The organism is Crossiella sp. NPDC003009 (assembly GCF_053591555.1).
Map to the genome: position 1 here is coordinate 28289 of NZ_JBSFUA010000046.1, position 20496 is coordinate 48784.

Sequence of the window (20496 nt, forward strand, 5' to 3'; positions counted from 1 at the left end):
ACCCTGACACCTACTGTCAGCAGACTGGCCGGTCAGCGCCGAACCACTTGGGCAGCTGCCCGAGCAGCTCCGACTGGTCCGCGCCGGCCCAGGCCACGTGGCCGTCCGGGCGCAGCAGCACCGCGGGCGCGTCCAGCTCCTCGCTGACCTCGACCACGTGGTCGACCCGGTCCGCCCAGCCCGCGACCGTGAGCGCCCCGGTCTGGTCGAGCAGCAGGCCGCGGCCGCGGTGCATCAGCTCGTACAGGCTGCCCTGCTTGAGCGGCAGGTCCCGCAGCCGCCTGCCCAGCAGCGGGTGGCCCTCGCCGAAGTCGTAGCGCACCCCGATCGCGGTGACCTTCTCCACCAGGTGCCTGGTCACCTCCTCGAAGTCCATCAGCTCCGAGAGCAGCCTGCGCACGGCCTGCGCGCCCGGGTCGGTGGACATCAGCTGGCTCTGCGCGCGGGTGTTGTCCAGCACGTCGGCGGCCACCGGGCGGCGCTCGGTCTGGTAGCTGTCCAGCAGGCCTTCCGGCGCCCAGCCCGCGACCTCGGCGGCCAGCTTCCAGCCCAGGTTGAACGCGTCCTGCACACCCAGGTTGAGGCCCTGGCCGCCCAGCGGCGGGTGCACGTGCGCGGCGTCACCGGCCAGCAGCACCCGGCCGACCCGGTAGCGCTCGGCCAGCCGGGTGGCGTCACCGAAGCGGGAGAGCCAGCGCGGGGAGTGCACGCCGAAGTCGGTGCCGGCGAACAGCCGCAGCCGCTCCCTGACCTCCTCGATGGTCGGCGGCGTGGCGCGGTCCTCGGCCACCGTCGCGGCCGGCACGACCGCGCGGAAGAGCCCGTTCCCGGCGGGCCCGATGCCGAAGGTCTTGTGCGTCTCGCGGACCTTGGCCACCAGGTCGGTCAGCTCCGGCAGCGGCATGGTCACCTCCACCTCGCCGGTCAGCCACTCGGTGGTGGCCGCCTCGCCGGGGAAGCCGACGCCGAGCAGCTTGCGCACCGTGCTGCGGCCGCCGTCGCAGCCGACCAGGTAGCGCCCGCGCAGCCGGCTGCCATCGGCCAGCTCGGCGGTCACCCCCTGCTCGTCCTGGCTCAGCCCGACCAGCTCGCAACCGCGCCGGATCTCCGCGCCGGCCTCGGCGGCGCGCTCGGCCAGCAGGCGGTCGGTGGTGGGCTGCTTGATGCCGAGGATGTAGCCGTGCGCGGTGTCCATCCGCGCCGGGACCGGCTTCTGGATGGCGGCGAAGTGGGTGCTGAGCGGGTACTGGGTGCCGTGCGCGAGGAACCGGTCCAGCAGACCGCGCTGGGCCATCACCTCGATGCTGCGCACGTGCAGGCCCAGCGACCGCACGTGGTTGGTCGGTTCCGCGTCCTTGTCCAGCACGAGCGTGCGCACGCCGTGCAGCCGCAGCTCCGCGGCCAGCATCAGGCCGGTCGGGCCGCCACCGGCGATGATCACGTCAAACATCAAGCCCCCGATTTCCGCTGGTTGTGGCATCGGCCGCAGAGTCTGCGGGATGACCGGGGCCTTGCCGCAAGACCCCCTACGCGCTATAAGTTGAAGTGGGCAAGGAGAGGTCTTCTCCTTGCCTTCGCGTTTTTCACCCTCCCGGTCACCGGTGCCGGGGTGGACGTGCGGGTGCTCGTCGACCAGCTCTGGGGCGCGGTCTACCACCGGCTGCTGGTCCCGGACGAGCCGATCACCGAGGAGTTCGTCCGCGCCATCCTGGACGGCGTCGGCTAGCGCTCCACAAAGGACTCGGCCACCCGGGGCGGCCAGGACCCGGCGAGCAGGATGCCTGCCGCGTAGGCGCGGGCGACCAGCGCGACCCGGTTGGGCGCGGACAGCGAACGCTGCATCGCGGCCAGGTGGTACTCCACGCCGCGGGCGCTCAGCCGCAGCCGCACCGCCAGGCGGTGGGTGGTCTCGCCGCGGGCGATCCCCTCCAGGATCCGGGCGCGCGTCGCGCTCAACGCCGAGGTCATCTTCCCACCCTCCGCAGTCCGGCAGGCCCTCGATCATCGGCGCTCCGGGCGTCGCGGGCACCGTGGAAACACCACGAGAACAGGACTCAACCAGGCCGGATCGCGTAGACGTCGCGCAGTTCCGCCCGTCCGGTCACACCGAGTTTCCGGTAGATCGCGGAGAGGTGGCCCTCCACCGTCCGCTGGGTCAGGTCCAGCCGGGCCGCGATGTCCCGGTTCGTGCAACCGCTTACCGCCAGCTCGGCCACCAGCGCCTCGCGCGCGGTCAGCGCCCCCGGTCCGGTCACCGGCCGCGGCTGGGCCGGTGCGCCGAGCGCGGCCAGCCGGCCCCGCGCCACCGAGACCAGCCGGCAGGCCCCGCAGTCCCAGGCCACCGCGCCGGCCCGCGCCAGGCTCTCCCGCGCCAGCCGGGTCCGCCCGGCCGCCTGCTGCGCTGCGCCCAGGTCGACCAGCGTCCTGGCCAGCTCCAGCCGGGCCCCCGCCCGGTGCAGCGCGGCCGCCGACTCCTGCAGCAGCTCCTGCCCGCGACTGCCCCCGGCGACCACGCCGAGCGTGCGCAGCGCGACCCCGACGGCCTGGTCCGAGCCCCACTCGGTGGCCAGCTCGTAGGCCTGGTCGGCCAGCTCCCGCGCTCGGTGCAGGTCGTTGCGGGCCAGGTGCGCCCGCGCCGCCCAGGACCGCCAGTCGGGCACGGCCGGGTTGCGGTGGCCCATCCTGGCCTGGCGTTCCCCGCAGGTCAGCAGGTCGGCCAGCCCGCCGTCGAGGTCACCCCGGACGATCCGCGCGCGACCCCTGGCCAGCAGGTAGGGATTCCACAGGTAGGAGGCCTCCAGCGCGGGCGTCGGGGTGACCGCGTCCAGCAGCCTGGCCGCCTGCGCCGGGCGGTCGCGGTCGAGCAGCGACTCGGCGAGCAGGCCGAGCGGGACCAGGTGCGGGAAGCTGGTGACCTCGGCCGGGAGCAGGTCGAAGGTCGCGCGCACGGTGCGGATGGTGGCCCGCAGGTCGCCCTGGACGAAGGAGACCGCGGCCCGGCAGGTCAGCATGATCGCCCGGCCGAACCCGGAGTCCTCCCGCGCGATCGCGGCGTCGGCGCACTCGGCGGCCCGCTGGGTGTGCCCGGCCCAGAGCAGCGCCCAGACCGGGGCCGCCGCGGCGACTCCGTCGAGCGGGGTGGGGCTGGGGGCGAGGGCTTGGCCGGCCAGGTCGGCGGCGGCGGTGGCGGAGCCGCCGAAGAGGGCGGTGGCGAAGGCCAGCGCGCCGAGCAGCGACCGCTCACCCGCGCTGCCTGCCTCGCTGGCGGCGCTGGTCTCTCGCAGCCGCCACGCCTCCGCTCGAGCCTCGGGTGCGGTGTTGTCCTCCAGCACCGCCCAGGTCAGCCGCCGGGCGTCCAGCACCAGTGCCGCCTCGCGGTCCACCGGCCGCAGTCGCTCCGCCGTGCGCGCCAGCACCCGCACCGCCTCGTCCACCCTGGACTCGCGGACCAGGTTGTCCCCCAGCACTTCCGCCACCTCGCGGCACCGGGCCGGTTCGGTCAGCTCGTCCAGTGCCAGCGCCAGGTAACGCGCGCCGGCCGCCGGGCGCACCATCGACTCCGCCATGCCCAGCGCCACCAGCACGTCCAGCCGTTCCTCGCCCGGCGGCGGTTCGGCCAGCGCGCGGCGCAGGTAGTGCGCGGCGGCCTCCGGGGCCCCGCGCAGGGTGGCCTGGTCGGCGGCCGCGCGCAGGGTTCTGGCCTGCCAGGTCACGCCTGACGGGGGCAGGCGGACCAGGTGGGCGGCGACCTGTTCCGCCGGGGCGCCTGCCGCGTCCAGCAGCCGGGCGGCCTCGCGGTGCAGCTCGCCGCGGCGCGTGGCGGGCACGCCCTGGTAGACCGCCTCCCGCAGCTGCGCGTGCGACCAGCGCAGCGCGTGCTCGGCGAGCAAACCCAAGACCCGCAACTCTTCCGCGCACCGCCCGGCCCCTTCTTCGTCCACTGTGGACAGTTCTGCGGGTAGTGCGATGTCCGGTGCCTCGCCGAGCACGGCCAGCGTCTCGGCGAAGCGCCGGATCTCCGGCGGGAACCCGGACAGCCAGTCCAGCACCGAGCGTCCGAAGGCCTGCCCGGTGAACCCGGCCGGGGCCGCCGCCCGCCGCAACAACACCGCCAGCAGCGGGTTGCCGCCGGTGAGCTGGTGGCTGCCGGGTACGGCGCTGCCGACCAGCCGCGCCGCGGCCGGCTCGCTCAGCGGACCCAGGGCTAGCTGGGCGCAGTCGTCCGCGGGGTCGCCGGGTTGCAGGATCAGTTGCAGCAGCCGCAGCTCGGGGTGTCTGCAGCGCAGGTGCGCGAGCCAGCGCAGCGAGGGCTCGTCGGCCAGGTGCGCGTCGTCGACCACCAGCACCAGCGTGCCGCCTGCCCGGTCGGCCACCGCGCGGGTGAACTCGCTCAGCCCGAGCGGCACCGCGAACGGGTCCCCGTGCTCCTCCAGGCTGGTCAGCACCGCGCGGGCGGCCCGCGCCTGTCCGGCGAACAACCCGTCCGCGTCCGCGCCGGCCAGCACCGGTTCGAACAGCTGCCGGACCACGCCGAAGGCGAACTCCCGCTCCAGCTCGTCGCAGCGGGCCCGCAACACCGGCACGCCCTGCGGCAGCCGCTCGGCCAGGAAGGTCCGCACCAGGCTGGTCTTGCCGATGCCGGCCGGGCCGGTCACGTACACGGTGCGGCCCGCGCCCGCGCGCACCAGCGCGAACTCGGCGGCCAGCCGGTCCAGTTCGGCGTCGCGTTCCAGCAGCGGGCCGGGCAAGTCCAGGTCAGACATGGTCACCGACCCTCGGTAGCTGCCCGCGGCCGCTGATGCCGAGCTTGCGGTAGGTCGTGCTCAGGTGCGTTTCCACGGTGCGCAGGGTCAGGTGCAGCTTCTCGGCGATGCGGCGGTTGGAGTACCCGGTCACGGCCAGCTCGGCCACCCGCCGCTCACCTCGGGACAGCGCCTGCAACCCGGCGGCCGGACGGCTCGGCGGCCGCCCACCCACGGCGATGAGCTGCTCCCGCGCGGTGGCGGCCAGGCCGCCCGCGCCGCAGCGGTTCGCGATGACCAGGGCCTGCCGGAACGCGGTCCGCGCGGAAAGCTGGTCGCCGAGCTCGGTCCGCAGCGTCCCGGTGTCCAGCAGCGCGGCGGCCAGCTCCAGCGGGGTGCTGGGACCCTCGAGCAGCCGGGAGGCCTCGCCGAGCAGGTCCAGCCCGGCCTGGCCGCCGGTGGCCAGCCCGAGCAGGCCCAGCGCCGACCCGACCGCGCGCGCCGTGCCCCAGCGCCGGGCCGCGGCAAGCGCTTCCCCAGCGACCTGGTGGGCCTGCTCGCGCTCGCCGAGGGTGAGCAGGGCGCGCACCGCCCAGTCGCGCCAGGGCACCATCACCGGGTTGTCGTGGCCCGCCTGGCGCAACCGCTCCCCGACCGCCAGCACCTGGTCCAGGCCCGCCCGCGTCGCACCGCGGATGAGCAGGATGCGGGCCTTGGCCAGCTGGCAGTACCCGTCCGCCTGCACCGCGGCCGAGGGCGCGGCGTGCGTGGCCAGCAGCTCCGCCGCCTCGACCACCCGGCCCTGGTCGAGCAGGATCGAGCCGTGGATGCCCAGCTGCACCACCTGCTGGAACCCGGCCAGCTCCGCGGGCACCAGCTCATGGGTCTGCGCGACAAAATCGGCCGCTTCGGCCAGCCTGCCCGCGAAGTGGCTGATCCCGGCGCGCAACGCCAGGTGCAGCCCGAGCCCGATGATCGCGTGCGTGCGCCGCGCCCCGGCGATCGCCTGGTCCGAGAAGTGCGCGGCGAGCTCCAGCTCATCGGCCCAGGTCAGCACCGCGATGCTGGAACAGGTCAGCGGGTTGGCCAGCTCCGCGGCCGGGGTGGCCCGCAACGCTCGCCCGGCCAGCTCCGCCGTCTGCGCCGCCGAACCGTTGTAGAGCGCTTTCCCGTGTGCCAGCGCCACCAGCGTGACCCGTTCCCCCGGCGTCTGCCCGGTCAGCCCGGCCCCGTCGCTGGCCAGCACCTCGTCCCGGTGCTCGGCCGAGCAGTCCGCCTTCATCATCAGCTGGCGGCCACGCAGCACCTCGGCGATCTCCGGTTCGGCCGTCTCGGCCACCCGGCCGAGGACCTCGATCGCCTCGTCCTCCCGGCCACGTCCGGCCAGCAGCTCGGAGAGCACCGAGGCCACCCGGCAGGCGGTGGGCTGGTCCTGGATCTCCGGCAGCACCGCGCACAGCCGCTCGATGCTCGCGGCCGGATCCACGAATGCCGAGGCCAGGCCGTGCCGGACCCGCACCGCCACCCGGTCGGCCACCGGCGGCGGCTCGGCCAGCGCGCGGGCCAGGTGCTCGGCGGCCACATCCGGCGCGCCCCGGCCGATGGCCTGGGTGGCCGCGGCGGTCAGCATGCTCACCGTCCACGCATCCCCGGCGGGCGCGGCCTGGCGCAGGTGCGCGCACACCTGTTCCAGCGGCGCGCCGTCGTCGTTGAGCAGGGTGGCCGCCCTGCGGTGCCAGTGGCCCCGCCGCCGCGCCGAGAGCTGGGCGTAGACGATCTCGCGCAGCAGCGGGTGGCTCCACCGCAGCGGCGGTCCCTGGCGTACCAAACCCAGCTGCCGCAACAGTTCCCCGGCCCGGCGGCAGTCGGCCGGATCCACCTCGGCCACCCGCGCGAGCAGCCCGGGATCGGGGCACTCGCCCAGCACCGCGAGCGCGCCCGCGCAGTCCCGCCCGGTCTGGTCGAACTCCGCCAGCCAGTCCCGGATGGTCTGGGCGAACCGCTGCCCGGTGAACCGCGCGAGCTGCCACTCGCCCGTGGGATCCTCGGCCAGCACCCGCAGCAATGCCCGCAGCAGCAACGGATTCCCGCCGGTCGCCTGGTGACAGGCCCGGGCCAGCTCCGGCCTTGGCGGTTCCGGCAACGTCTCGGACAGGCAGCGGGCCAGTGCCGCCTCGCTGAGCAGGCCGGGCCGGATCAGCACGCAGTGCGGGTCGGTGGCCAGCGCGGCCAGCGGATCGGGCCATTCCACCCACTCGCCGAGCCGCCGGGTGAGCAGGAACAGCACTCGGTGCCCGGCCAGCCGCCTGCTCGCGTACCGCAGCCAGCGCGCCGAGGCCGCGTCCGCCAGGTGCGCGTCGTCCACCACGAGCACCAGCGGTCCGCGGCGGGCCAGGTGCGCGCACAGCCAGTACAGCCCGTGCAGCACCGCGAACGGCGCCTCCTCCGGTGGCAGCTCGCCGGCGGAGGCCGCGGCGGTGAGCACCCGCGCCGCGGGCTGCGCGGGTCCGGCGAGCAGTTCGGCCCGTGCCCCGGCATCGGCCAGCAGCGGCCCAAAAAGTCTGCGCACCATCCCGAAGGCGACTTGGCGCTCCCATTCCCCGCACCGCGCCCGCAACACGGTCACCCGGTCCGCCGGCAAGCCGTCGGCGAAATGCGCTACCAGACTCGTCTTCCCGATTCCGGCCGGACCCTCCACCAGCACCACCCGCGACTGCCCGGCCGCGGCCAGCGCCGCCTGTTCAGCCAGCTGAACCAGCTCACGGTCCCGGTCCAGCAGAACGGGGGAGGCACACGTTCCCATCAGCGCCCTTTCGATCTGCCGCGCGATTCTTCGCCAGGTTAACCCGTGAATGTGATGGACCTGTCACCGTGGTGTCGACCGGAAGTGCTAACCCGCATAGGGATAACTGATCCGGCGGTTGATTAGTCCGTTTTTATTTGGTCTTGAAAAAAGCAACGCGGGTTATTCAAAACGAAAGCATCTCTTCCGGCGGCCCGCGTCTAGCGATCGCTAGATCCGGTCTGGCGCCTTCTGGATGAGCGCCGAGAGCCGGCGCGGGGAGGACTTGAGCACTCATGACGATCCTGGTTACCGGGGCGACCGGCACGGTGGGGCGACAGATCGTGGGCCAGCTGGTGGCCGCGGGGCACCGCGTGCGGGCGCTGACCCGGCGGCCGGAGCAGGCCGGGCTGCCCGCCGAGGTGGAGCTCGCGCGTGGCGACCTGTCCAACCCGGCCAGCGTGGAGCCCGCCCTGGAGGGGGTCACCGGGCTGCACCTGATCACCGTGGACGGCGAGGGCGTGCTGCAGACCGGCGAGGAGCTGGTGGCGCTGGCCAAGCGGGCCGGGGTGCGGCGGGTCAGCGTGCTCAGCGGCTGGGAGGAGAGCAGCGTCGAGCGGGCGCTCAACGCCAGCGACCTGGGCTGGACCTGGCTGCGGCCGGTGGAGTTCATGGCCAACGCCACCGAGTGGGCCGAGGAGATCCGCACCGAGGGCCGGGTCCGGCTGTTCGGCAACGAGCCCAGCGCGGCGGTGCACGAGGCCGACATCGCGGCGGTGGCGGTGGCCGCGCTCACCCAGGACGGGCACGCCGGTCAGACCTACCCGCTCACCGGTCCCGAGGCGCTCACCGCGACCGAGCGGATCGAGTGCCTGGCCACCGCCATCGGCAAGCCGATCGAGGTGGTGCACCTGACCGAGGCGCAGTACCGGGAGCAGCTGGCCTCCTTCGGGTTCGACGAGGGCTACATCGACTTCGCCATCCACCTCGGCGCCAACCCGCCGGAGATCGGCAAGCACCCGCTGCCCACGGTCGCCGAGGTGGCCGGGCGGCCCGCGCTGACCTTCGCCGAGTGGGCCGCCGCGAACGCCAAGCTGTTCCAGGCGTAGGGGAACCGGTGACCTTCACCCCCTTCCGCATCGCGGTTCCGGAGGCGGATCTGGCCGACCTCCGGAACCGGCTGCTGGCCACCCGCTGGCCGGCCGAACTGCCCGGCGTCGGCTGGGCCCGCGGCGTGCCCCTGGACTACCTGCGGGAGCTGGCCGAGTACTGGCGCACCGGCTACGACTGGCGGGCGCACGAGTCGGCGCTCAACGAGCACCCGCAGTTCACCACCGTCATCGACGGGCAGACCGTGCACTTCCTGCACATCCGCTCGGCCGACCCGGCGGCGACCCCGCTGGTGCTGCTGCACGGCTGGCCGGGCTCGTTCGTGGAGTTCCAGGACGTCATCGGCCTGCTCACCGACGCCTTCCACCTGGTGATCCCGTCCCTGCCGGGCTTCGGCTTCTCCGCACCGCTGGCCGAGCCGGGCTGGTCGCCGCGGCGGATGGCGGGCGCGTTCACCGAGCTGATGGCCAGGCTGGGCTATCAGCGTTACGGCGTGCAGGGCGGGGACTCCGGTTCCTGGGTCGGCCCGGAGATGGGCAGGCTGGCCCCGGAGCGGGTGCTCGGTGTGCACCTGAACGCGATGATGTCCTTCCCGAACGGCGAGGAGGGCGAGTTCGACGACCTGAGCGAGGCGGACCTGGCTCGCTGGGCCGCGATGCAGGAGTTCAACGACGGCTACCTCCAGGTCAACTCCAAGCGCCCGCAGACGGTGGCCTACGCCCTGCACGACTCCCCGGCCGGGCAGCTGGCCTGGATCGTGGAGAAGTTCAAGGAGCTGACCGCGCCGGCGGCAGGTCTGCCGGAGGAATCCGTTGCCAGGGACCGGATGCTGACCAACATCAGCCTGTACTGGCTGACCGGCACCGCGGGCTCGGCCGCCCAGATCTACTACGAGAGCATGGCGGCCGGCGCTTTCGGCGAGACGGTGAGCGGGGTGCCGACCGCGGTGCTGCTGTCCACAATGGACGTCACGATCCGGCCGTGGGCCGAACGCGACCACCACATCGTGCGGTGGACCGAGACCGACCGCGGCGGGCACTTCCTGGCCATGGAACAACCGAGGTTGTTCGCCGCGGATGTCCGGGAGTTCTTCAGCCAGTTGCGCTGACCACCCCGCCTGCGCGCGCTTACAACCGCCAGGTCACCGGGGTCGCCGGGCGGTAGCGGCAGATCGAGCCGGTGAACACCGAGGCGCGCAGGTGCGCGGCCAGCTCGGGATGGCTGGAGTCCAAGCGGCGCAAGGTGTCCCGGATGCGGTTGGTGACCGCCTTGCGGGCGCGCTCGGCCTCGTCGCCGAGGCGGCGGGAACGGCCGAGCAGGCCGGTGGCCGCGCGGAGCTCGTCGATCAGCGCCTGCCGTTCCCGTTCCAGGCGTTCGGCGCGGGCGTCGTCGAGGGTGTCCTCGATCTCTTGATCCAGGGCGGCCAGGCGGGTCCGGTAGGCCGCTTTGGCGGTGTCGTCCAGGACCGGGTCGCTGCCCAGGGCGGGGGTGGTGGCGCCGGGGGAGAGCAGGTGCACGGCAGGGGCTTCCCGGTCGGGCGCGTTGAGCAGGTGGTGCAGGTCCTGCAGGCCCTTGGCGTCGGGCAGGTGGGTGGTGTGCCCGGCGAAGGTGAGCTGCCAGCCGGTGGGGGAGCGGCGGAAGACGTTGTCCGGGGCCGGGGCCGGGGCCGGGGCAGGGTCGCTGGGGTGTCCGGCGTGGGCGGGGCCGGCCGCGGGCGCGGTGTGGTCGCGCGGGGGTGCGGCCACCGGTTGCGGCAGGGTCATGCCGAGTCCGGCGGCTTCCTGCTCCGCTTCGGCGAGCAGTGCCGTGCCGGACGGTTCTCCTTGCGCGAGCAGGGCGTGGGCCAGGTCGGCGCGGGCCTCGGCGGCCCACGGCCGGGCACCCAGGGTGGTGGCGGCGGCGAGGGCGGCTTCGGCGTGTGCGGTGGCTTGCGGCCAGTCGCCCATGGCGGTGCTGAGCTTGGCCAGCCAGGTGCGCACCGGGGCTTCCAGCACGACCGTGCCGGTGATCGCCCAGCGGTCGGCCTGCGGCAGCAGCTCGGCGTGGAGCTCGGCGAGCCGGTCCGGATCACCGGAGAGCAGGGCGGTCTCCACCCGCAGGCGCAGCCACAGCGCGGTGCTCCACCGGGACGGCGTGCCCTCCTCGGCCAGCAGGCGGGTGGCGGTGGCCAGGTCGCCGCGCCGGGTGGCGGAGAGGCCGTCGAGCAGCGGCATGAACCGCGGGTCCCGGCCGGCCAGCACGCGGTCGAGGTCGGTGAGATCGCCCTGGCGGACGGCGATGGCGGCCCGGTGCACGGTCCACAGGTCGGCCGCGGTGAAGTAGGGCTGGTCGCCGATGCCGCGGGCCTGGTCGGCGTGCGCGCGGGCGGCGGTGAAGTCACCGCGCAGGGTGGCCAGCAGGCACTGGGTGACCTCGGCCTCGTGCCGGTGCACCGGGAGCCCGCTCCGCTCGGCCATGGCCAGCAGCCTGCGGTGGTTGGCCAGGTGGGCCGGGTCGCCCAGCTCCAGGTAGGCCCCGGCCCGCCAGGCGGTGGCCTCGAAGGCCAGGTCCTCATCCTGGGTGCGCTGGGCCAGCTCCAGCAGCTCGGTGGTCAGGTCCAGGCGGGTGTGCACGGTGTCCATCGACCACAGGAAGCCCAGGTAGTTGAACAGGGCGAAGCGCAGCGCGTTGTCATCACCGGCCTGGCGGGCCAGGTCCGCGGCGTGCCGGGCCAGCGCGCCGGCGGTCTGGTCGTCCTCGGCGGGGGAGCCGGGCAGCAGCCTGGCGTGCGTCTCGCGGATGAAGGCCAGCTGGTCGGGATCGGCGCTGTCGTGGCGGGTCAGCCAGGTCAGGGTGAGCGCGGTGCGGGTCAGCAGGTCGGGGTCGTCCAGGTCGCGGGCGGTGGCCATCGCGGTGCGGAAGGCCGCGCGGGCGGTGCCCCGCTCACCGGCCAGGTGCGCCGACTCGCCCAGGTGCAGCTGGACCCGGTTGCGCTCGGTCTCCCGCGCGTGCGGCAGCGCGTTGCGGTAGTGCCGGGCGGCCTCGTCGAAGGCGAACCGGGCGGTGGCGTCCTGGGCGGCCCGCAGCTGGTGCCGCAGCACCTCGGCCGAGGGCAGCGCCGCCGCGCCGTGGTGGGCGTGGTGGGCCAGCTCGGCCGGCATCAGCAGCTCGTGCGCGATCTCGGCGCGGATCACCGCGGCATGCCGCTCGGCAGGTGTGGACAGTCCACTTCGGACGGTGTCGCGCAGCAGCTCGTGCTGGAACCGCACCTGCTCGCCCTCGGCCCGGATCAGCCGCGCGACCAGCGCCTGGTCCAGCAACCGGGCCACCGGCAGCCCGGGGTGCAGCGCGGCGAGCAGGTCGCGGTGCGCGCTGCGGCCCAGGATCGCCACCGAGCCGAGCAGGTCCACCACCTGCTCCGGCAGCCGGGACAGCCTGCGCCGCAACAGGGCGGTGATGCCGGGGTCCAGGGTGTCCAGCGAGCTGCCGCCCTGCCACAGCCGGGCGGTCTGCTCGACGAAGAACGGGTTGCCCTCGGTGCGCCGGTGGATCCGGGTGACCAGCTCGGCCTCGGGGTCCAGGCCGGTGGTGCGCTGGATCAGCTCGCCGACCGCCTGCTCGTTCAGACCGCCCAGCGGCAGCTGGACTGCCTTGGCGGACAACGCGGGCAGGGTGCCGGCCAGCGGGTGGCCGGGGTCGTTGACCTCGCCGTCCCGGTAGGTGGCCACGATGGCCAGCGGGGTGCGCGCGCTGTGCTGGACCACGAACTCCAGCAGTGCCACCGAGGCGGCGTCGGCCCAGTGCAGGTCCTCCAGCACCAGCAGCACCGGGGTCCGCGCGGCCAGCGTGGTCAGCAGCCCGGTGAGCGCGTCGGCCAGCGGGAACGCCGCCGGTTCCCGCTCACCCAGCAACGCCTCCAGGGCCGGTGCGGCGGCCGCCCACTCGGCGGGGGTCGCGGCAGCGCGCAGGGCACGGCTCACCTGCACCCACGGCCACCGGTCCGGCACACCGGCGTCGCCCCAGCACGCCCCGGTGAGCACCAGCGCGCCGGTCTCCGCGGCCACCGCGCTGACCAGGCTGGTCTTGCCGATCCCCGCCTCCCCGGTGACCAGGGCGAACCCTCCGCCGCGCACGAGCGAGCACAGGGTGGCCGAGGCCGTGTCGCGACCGAGCAGCTCTGGGGTGAACACGCTCCCATTATCGCGGAACAGCGACGACGGCGGAATCTTGACCTGTTTGTTTCCCCGCCGGCCGGGCGCGGATATCTTTTCCGTGAATTCGACGGAACGGGGTGCGAGCGTTCGCTGTCTCGCGGTCATCCGATTGTCGGATGACTCGTCGCGCCTGGTAGACCGCCCGCCGCTGTCGTTTCGCGCACATCCAAATTCTGGATGCGGGTGTCGTGACAATTGCCCACCGGCTATCGTTGCCGGTCGGTAGCGGGGGTGCCAAAAGGCTTCTGGCACTGGCCGCGATTTCCGGTCCGGTCCTGCCGTACACTAACTCGTCACGACGGGACGGTCACAGGAAGGACGGTAGGTGCCGCGGCCAGAGCTGCCAGTGGATCCGGACGCCGGCGAGTTGCAGCGTTTCGCCTACGAGCTGCGGCGGTTGCGGGAGAAGGCGGGGAACCCGTCCTACCGCGACCTCGCCCGGGTGGTGCACTACTCGGTGAGCACGCTCTCCGAGGCCGCGCGCGGCCGCCGGCTCCCCAGCCTGGCGGTGACCCTCGCCTACGTCCGCGCCTGTGGCGGCCGCGAGGAGGAGTGGGAGCAGCGCTGGCGGGAGCTGGCCAAGGAGATCGACCTCGGCGCGCTGGCCGGGCTGGAGCCTGAGGCCCAGGACTCGCCCTACGTCGGGCTCACCGCCTTCGGGCCGGGGGACGCGGATCGCTTCTTCGGCAGGCAGACGCTGATCGACCAGGTGCTGGACCTGCTCGCGGCGCGGCCGCTGGTGGTGGTGGTCGGGGCCTCCGGTTCCGGCAAGTCCTCGCTGCTGCGGGCCGGGGTGCTGCCCAGGCTGACCGAGGGCGTGCTGCTCACCCCTGGGCCGCATCCGATGGACGAGGTCGCCTTCCTGCTCGACGACGCGCGGCCGGCCGAGGGCGAGCTGGTGCTGGTGGTGGACCAGTTCGAGGAGCTGTTCACCCGCTGCCACGACCCGGCCGAGCGGCAGCGCTTCGTCACCGCGCTCACCTCGGCCGCGGCCACCACCGGCGGCCGGATCAAGGTGGTGCTCGGGCTGCGCGCGGACTTCTACGCGCACTGCGCCCGCTACCCGGAGCTGGCCGAAGCCTTGCAGGACGGGCAGATCCTGGCCTCGCCGATGACCGCGGAGGAGCTGCGGCAGGCGATCACCCGGCCCGCGGTCAGCGCGGGCTGCGCGGTGGAGACCGCGCTGGTCGCCCGGCTGGTCAGCGAGGCGGCCGGGCAGCCAGGGGTGCTGCCGCTGCTCTCGCACGCGCTGGTGGAGACCTGGCGGCGGCGCCGCGGCAACACCCTCACCCTGGCCGGTTACGAGGCCAGCGGCGGGATCGAGGGCGCGATCGGGCAGACCGCGGAGACCGTCTACAACAGCTTCACCGAGGCCCAGCAGGACCTGGCCCGGCAGGTGTTCCTGCGGCTGATCGAGCTCGGCGAGGGCACCGAGGACACCAAGCGCCGGGTCTCCCGCGCCGAGCTGGACACCGGCGAGGACGACCTGACCGTGGTGCTGGAACGGTTGGCGCAAGCCAGGTTGCTCACCCTCAACCAGGACAGCGCGGACCTCGCGCACGAGGCGATCATCCGCTGCTGGCCCAGATTGCGGGAATGGCTGACCGAGGACCGGGACGGGCTGCGCACCGCGCGCAGGCTTGGCGAGGCCGCCGAGGAGTGGGAGCGGCTGGACCGCGATCCCGGCGCGCTCTACCGCGGCGCACAGCTCGCCCTGGCCACCGACTGGGCCCAGCGCGGCCGGGACCGGCTGCTCAACCACCGGGAGGCCGACTTCCTGGCCGCCAGCACCGCCGCTGAGCAGAAGGAGGTGAGCGGCAGGCGGCAGCGGGACCGGCGGCTGCGGCAGCTGGTGGCGCTGCTGACCACGTTGCTGCTGCTGGCCGGCGCGGCCACCGGGTACGCGGTGTGGGCCCAGCAGGAGGCCACCGCGCAGCGCACCGCCGCGCTGGCGCAGAAGGCGGTGGTGCAGGCCGAGGCGATCCGGGCCAGCAACCCGGCGCTGTCCTGGCAGCTGCGGCTGGCCGCCTACCGCACCGACGGCTCGCGGGAGGCCGCCGACAGCGTGCGCGGCACCTCCGCGGAGGCCTTCAGCACCAGCATCACCGCGCACAGCAGGGCCACCTCGGCCACCCTGTTCCACCCCACCGAGCCGATCCTGGTCACCGCGGGCGCCGCCGATGACAAGGTGGTGCGGGTGTGGGACGTGCGGGACCGGAACCGGCCCCAGCTGCTGTCCACAATGGAGGGTCATCTTTTCGGGCTGCACAACGCGGAGTTCAGCGCTGACGGCAAGATGCTGGCCACCGCGGGCCTGGACCGCAACATCCGGCTGTGGGACCTCACCGATCCGCGTCGCCCGCGTTCGCTGGCCCTGCTCGCCGGGCACAGCAGCACCGTCCAGGACGTCTCCTTCAGCGCCGACGGCCGGGTGCTGGCCAGCGTCGGGACGGAGAAGACGTTGCGGCTGTGGGACATCGCCAACCCCGAGCAACCGCAGCAGCTCAGCGTAACCGAGGCGCACACCGACCTGGTGCACGGACTGGACTTCAGCCCGACCCGTCCGCTGCTGGCCACCGCGGGCTGGGACGGCGTGGTCAAGCTGTGGGACGTGCGCGATCCGCGCCGCCCGCGCCAACTGCCCTTCCCCGGCAGGCACGCCGACGGCGCGCAGGACGCGCTGTTCAGCGCGGACGGGAACCTGCTGGTGACCACCGGCAGCGACCGGTTGATCAAGCTGTGGGACGTGCGCGACCCGGACCGCCCGGTCGAACTGTCCACTGTGGCCGGTCACCTGGACTCGGTGCACGCGGTGGCCTTCGCCCCCGGCGGCCGGGCGCTGGCCACCAGCAGCGCGGACTCCTCGACCCGGCTGTGGGACATCACCGACCCCCGCCAGGTGCGCGAGCTGGCCGTGCTGCGCGGGCACACCGACGCGACCTGGCGTGCCTCGTTCAGCCCCGACGGCATCACCCTGGCCACCAGCAGCGACGACCACACCGTGCAACTGGCCGACCTGCGCCGCCAGGGCCTGCCCCAGCACGAGGACGCGGTGACCACGCTGGCCTTCACCCCGGACGGCAAGACGGTGGTCACCGGCGGCCGGGACCGCATGGTCAACCTGTGGCAGGTCACCGGGGACGGCCTGGTGGAGCCGGTGGCCCGGCTGAACCAGCACCAGGGTCCGCTGGAGACGGTGGCGGTGAGCAAGGACGGCAGGTACCTGTTCACCGGCGGCCTGGACCGCGTGGTCAAGATCTGGGACCTGGCCGATCCGGCCCAGCCCAAGGAGCTCTCCACCCTGACCGGGCACGAGAACGCGATCGGCTCGGTGGACGTGCACCCCGACGGCACCCTGCTCGCCACCGGCAGCTGGGACAACCGGGTCGGCCTGTGGGACATCCGCGACCCGGCCAAGCCCGGCAGGCCGCTGATGCTGGTCGAGCACGGGGTCGACGTGCTGGAGGTGCAGTTCAGCCCGGACGGCAAGCTGCTGGCCTCGGCCGGGATGGACGGCGTGGTCCGCCTGTGGGACCTCACCGACCGCGGCGCGCCCAAGGAGGTCAACGCCCTGCGCGAGCACCCCGGCGGCGCCTACCGGGTCACCTTCAGCCCGGACAGCACCAAACTGGTCACCCTGGGCGGCGACCGCAAGGTCCGCCTGTGGGACATCACCGACCCGGCCAACGAAGAGGCACTGGCCGAGGTCGGTGACTCCAGGACCACCGTCCAGTCCGTCACCTTCAGCCCTGACGGCCGGACCCTGGCGCTGGCCGGGAACGAGCGGGCCATCCGGCTGTTCGACCTGGCCGACCCGCGCGCGCCGAGGGAGTACGCGGCGCTGCGCGGGCACGGCGAGACGATCCAGCAGATCCGGTTCAGCCCGGACGGCAGCCGGATCGGCAGCGTGGGCAGCGACCGGACACTGCGGATATGGGACATCGACGTGGAGCGGTCGGCGGCGCGGATCTGCGCGATGGCGTATCCGCGGATCACCGAGCAGGAGTGGGAGAAGTACCTGCCGGGACTGGAGTTCCGGCCGCCCTGCCCGGAGTGACCCGGGTGCGCGGTCAGGCCTCGACCGGGGCGCGCCGGGTGCGCGCCGACCGGCGGATCCCCGCGCCGACCGCCAGCAGCCCCAGCGCGATCAGCACGATCTCCGTCCACGGCCCCAGCCGGTCGGCCACCGTGACCGAGCTGCGCAGCGGCAGCGTCTCGGTCAGCGAGCCCGAGGTGTACATCTCCAGCGACTGGGTCACCGTGCCGTCCGGCCGGACCATGGCGCTGACGCCGCTGGTGGCCGCGACCACCACCGCGCGGCCGTGTTCCACCGCGCGCAGGCGGGCCATGGCCAGCTGCTGGTAGGTCATGTCGCCGCGGCCGAACCAGGCGTTGTTGGTCGGCACGATGAGCAGCTGGGCGCCCTGGTCGACGTTCTCGCGCAGGACGTAGTCGTAGGCGACCTCGTAGCAGATGGCCACGCCCAGCGGAGCGCCCGCGACGGTGAGTGGGCCGGTGCGGGTGCCCGCGACCAGGTCGGGGACGTCGACGAAGGGGGTGATCAGGCGGGCCAGGTCGCGCAGCGGGATGAACTCGGAGAACGGGACGAGCTGCTGTTTGGTGTAGCGGGGGCCCTGGCCGGTGGCCGGGTCCCAGCTGACCACCGCGTTCTCCTGGCCTGCCGGGGTGCGGTACAGACCGCCGATCAGGGTGGGCACGCCGAGGCCGGCCACGGCGGCGTCCAGGACCGGGTCGGGGCCGTTGATGCGGGTGGTGGACTCCGGCCACACCACCAGGTCCGGCTTGGGTGAGGCGCCGGTGCGGATGCTCTCGGCCAGGATCCGGCTGGCTTCCAGGTGGTTGCGGCGGATCGTGGGCAGCTCGCTGAGCAGGCCGATCCCCGCGTCGGGGGCGTTGCCCTGGACCAGGGCGACCGTGCGGGTGCCCTGTTGCGCCTCGACCCCGACCAGCGGCCAGGCGGCCAGCGCGGCGACCACCGGCAGCACCACCGGGGCGGCGGTGGCGAGCCAGCCGCGGACCGAGAGCCGGGTGCGGGCCCGCAGGATCAGCGCGGCCAGGCCGAAGCCGGTCAGCGCGACCGCGAAGGTCACCAGTGGCACCCCGCCGACCGCGGCCAGTCCCAGCAGCGGCCCTTCGACCTGGCCGAAGCCGAGCTTGGCCCATGGAAAGCCGCCGTAGGGGACCCGGCCGCGCAGGGCCTCGGAGAGCACGATCAGCGCGGCCAGCCACACCGGCCCGCCGGGCGGGCCCGCGACCAGCGGGAACAGCGTGGTGACCGCGGCGATGTAGAGCGCCATCAGCAGGCTCAGGCCCAGCCAGGGCCAGGGGCCGAACTCGCGGCCGAGGAAGTCCTGCAGCCAGAACAGGTGCAGCAGGAAGAACGTGCTGGCGAAGACCATGCCGTAGCCGGCGGCGGCCCGTTTGCGGCGCTCGTGCAGGACCAGGCCGAGCACGGCGAGCGCGACCGGCGCCAGCCACCAGCTCCGGTATGGCGGGAAGCTGAGGTAGAGCAGCACGCCGGCGAGGATCGCGGCCGGCACGCGCAGCAGCCAGGCGCGGTGGTCGCGGGCGGGTGCGGGCGTGCCAGGAGAGGCCGACCTCGTGCGTCTCAACCCGGCAACCACACCGGCCACCTCCTCCTCCGAGCTCCGGTGACGATCTCAGCACGCCGGAACCGGGCCGACCACACCGGGGCACGGCAAGCGGCCCGTGCGTGGTTGGACGCACGGGCCGCTCTCCCCCTGCCCGGAGGAGCCTTGGTCAGGCGAAGCAGAACGCCTGGTTGGCGCCGAAGCTCCAGCACTGCACCTGTTTGGTGGTCGAGTTGCTGTTGCCGGTTTTGTCGGTGACGGTCAGCTTGATCGTGTAGCTGGCCTGCTTGGCCGGGTAGTCGTTGGCCGCGGTGACGCCGGTGCCGGTCTTGCCGTCGCCGAACTCCCAGGCGTAGCCGCTGATGTCGTTGTCGGGGTCGGTGCTGCCGGAGCCGTCCACCGAGCAGCGGTTGCGCTGGCAGGAGACGGTGAAGGAGGCGGCGGGCGGCTGACCGGCCGGGGGCTTGCCGGCGCGGACGGCCTTGGTGACCGGGGCGGAGGTGGCGCCCTTGTCGTCGGTGACGGTCAGGGTGACCCGGTACTCACCGTCCTTGCCGTAGGTGTGCGCGGGCTTGACGCCGTCACCGGTGTTGTTGTCGCCGAAGTCCCACTTGTAGCTGGCGATGCTGCTGCCGCCGGTGCCGGGCTTGGAGGCGGAGGCGTCGAAGGAGCAGGTCAGCGAGCTGGCGCAGTCGCCGGTGAACTCGGCGGTCGGCTTGCCGGGCTCGGTGCCGCCGCCGAGCTTGCTGACGTCGAGGAACTTGTTCGGCGAGCCGGGGCCGGGGTTGCGCACCACACCGGACTGGGCGTTGTTCACCAGCGCGTCCCTGACCTGCTGCGGGCTGGCGCCGGAGTTGCCTGCCAGGTACAGCGCGGCGGCGCCGGTGACGTGCGGGGCGGCCATCGAGGTGCCCTGCATGCCCTTGCTGCCGGTGTTGCTGGAGTTGCTGGCGGAGTCGATGTTGGAGCCGGGCGCGTAGATGTCCACGCAGGTGCCGTGGTTGGAGTAGCCGGCCTCGTTGTTCTGCTCGTCCTGGGTGGCCGCCACGGTGATCACCTCCGGCACCTTGGCCGGGCTGACGTTGCAGGCGTCCTGGTTCTCGTTGCCCGCGGCCGCGACCCAGGTGATGCCGGCCGCGATGGAGTTCTTGATCGCCCGGTTGATGCCCTCGGGGTCCGCGCCCGCGCCGCCGGAGGTCCAGCTGGCGTTGGCCACCGCGGGCTTCTTCGCGTTCTGGGTGACCCAGTCGATGCCCTTGATCGAGGCGGCGTCCGGGCCGTTGCCGTCGCAGCCCAGCACCTTGACCCCGACGATGGTGACGTCCTTGGCCACGCCGTAGGCCTCGCTGCTGGAGGTGCCGCCGGTGTGCGTGCCGTGGCCCTGGTCGAACTGGCCCTTGCAGTCGTTGACGTTGTTGTCGTTGTCGATGAAGTCGTAGCCGGACTTGGCCCTGCCCTCGAAGGAGACGTGGTCGGTGTTCAGTTCGGTGTCGGTGTTGTAGACGGTGACCCCGGTGCCCACGTTGGGGTACTTGTAGGTGCCGTCGTTGGCCCCGTCGACCTGGTCCAGCCCCCACGGGGCGTTCGGCTGCTCCCCGGCGGGCGCCTTGACCGCGGCCGAGCGCACCCACAGCGACTGCTGCACGAACTCCACCCGGGGATCGGCCGCCAGCCGCTGGGCCTGGGCCGAGGACATCTTCACCGAGAACCCGCGCAGCGCCGCGGAGTAGGCGTAGCCCAGCTGGCCGCCGTAGCGCTGGGCGAGCTCGGCGGACTCCGCCTGGACCGAGGCCGCGGCCCCGGCGGCCAGCGAGGTCGCGCCGTGCAGGCCGACGATGTACTGACCGGGGATCGAGTCCGGCGCACCCGCGTTGAGCACCACGCCACGTGGCTCGGCCTGGGCCGCGTGGCCGGTCAGCACCAGGGCGGTGGCGAGCAGGAGACTTCCGAGTGTTCGCATGCCGTGCTCCGTTTTCATAGCAGGGAAACGGATGCACTGATCATGGTGAGGGGGTCGCGGGGGAACAATCCGAAGACCCATCCGTAGTGGTACGGAT

At 73.6% G+C, this 20496-nt stretch carries 10 protein-coding genes; 3 read left to right on the top strand and 7 right to left on the bottom strand.

Going from position 1 to position 20496, the window contains the following annotated elements; all coding sequences use genetic code 11:
- Positions 1 to 16: 16 nt before the first annotated feature.
- From rox to ACWDY5_RS33460, 4 genes are all read right to left on the bottom strand, one after another.
- Positions 17 to 1450 carry a rifampin monooxygenase gene (rox, locus tag ACWDY5_RS33445; RefSeq protein ID WP_449726136.1) on the bottom strand — a complete coding sequence of 478 codons (1434 nt, stop codon included), beginning with the start codon at positions 1448 to 1450 and terminating at the stop codon, positions 17 to 19.
- A gap of 272 nt (positions 1451 to 1722) precedes the next feature.
- The gene (locus ACWDY5_RS33450) at positions 1723 to 1968 is read right to left on the bottom strand and encodes a LuxR C-terminal-related transcriptional regulator (RefSeq protein ID WP_449726137.1); all 246 of its coding nucleotides are present in this window, start codon (positions 1966 to 1968) and stop codon (positions 1723 to 1725) included.
- A gap of 86 nt (positions 1969 to 2054) precedes the next feature.
- Positions 2055 to 4763, bottom strand: a complete 2709-nt coding sequence (locus tag ACWDY5_RS33455) for an ATP-binding protein (RefSeq protein WP_449726138.1) — start codon at positions 4761 to 4763, stop codon at positions 2055 to 2057.
- Positions 4756 to 7545 (bottom strand): ATP-binding protein, encoded by a 2790-nt coding sequence (locus tag ACWDY5_RS33460; RefSeq protein ID WP_449726139.1) that lies wholly within the window; start codon positions 7543 to 7545, stop codon positions 4756 to 4758. The genes ACWDY5_RS33455 and ACWDY5_RS33460 overlap by 8 nt, the downstream gene beginning before the upstream one ends.
- A 275-nt stretch (positions 7546 to 7820) precedes the next feature.
- Here ACWDY5_RS33460 and ACWDY5_RS33465 point away from each other — a divergent pair, with 275 nt between their 5' ends.
- Both ACWDY5_RS33465 and ACWDY5_RS33470 read left to right on the top strand, forming a co-directional pair.
- Positions 7821 to 8633, top strand: a complete 813-nt coding sequence (locus ACWDY5_RS33465; protein ID WP_449726140.1) for an NAD(P)H-binding protein — start codon at positions 7821 to 7823, stop codon at positions 8631 to 8633.
- An 8-nt stretch (positions 8634 to 8641) separates the two neighbouring features.
- Positions 8642 to 9742: an epoxide hydrolase family protein gene (locus tag ACWDY5_RS33470; RefSeq protein ID WP_449726141.1), complete on the top strand. Its 1101-nt coding sequence runs from the start codon at positions 8642 to 8644 to the stop codon at positions 9740 to 9742.
- A 19-nt stretch (positions 9743 to 9761) separates the two neighbouring features.
- Here the strand turns inward: ACWDY5_RS33470 and ACWDY5_RS33475 are convergent, their stop codons facing one another.
- Positions 9762 to 12803, bottom strand: coding sequence for an ATP-binding protein (locus ACWDY5_RS33475; protein ID WP_449726142.1), 3042 nt, complete (start codon positions 12801 to 12803; stop codon positions 9762 to 9764).
- A 349-nt stretch (positions 12804 to 13152) separates the two neighbouring features.
- On the opposite strand from ACWDY5_RS33475, the gene ACWDY5_RS33480 reads away from it, so the two are divergent.
- Positions 13153 to 16884, top strand: a complete 3732-nt coding sequence (locus ACWDY5_RS33480; RefSeq protein ID WP_449726143.1) for an nSTAND1 domain-containing NTPase — start codon at positions 13153 to 13155, stop codon at positions 16882 to 16884.
- A 13-nt stretch (positions 16885 to 16897) separates the two neighbouring features.
- On the opposite strand, the gene lnt is transcribed toward ACWDY5_RS33480, so the two are convergent.
- Positions 16898 to 18460, bottom strand: coding sequence for an apolipoprotein N-acyltransferase (gene lnt / locus ACWDY5_RS33485; protein ID WP_449726144.1), 1563 nt, complete (start codon positions 18458 to 18460; stop codon positions 16898 to 16900).
- A 148-nt stretch (positions 18461 to 18608) separates the two neighbouring features.
- Entirely contained in the window at positions 18609 to 20399 is a 1791-nt protein-coding gene (locus tag ACWDY5_RS33490; protein WP_449726145.1) for a S8 family serine peptidase, read from the bottom strand.
- Positions 20400 to 20496 lie beyond the last annotated feature (97 nt).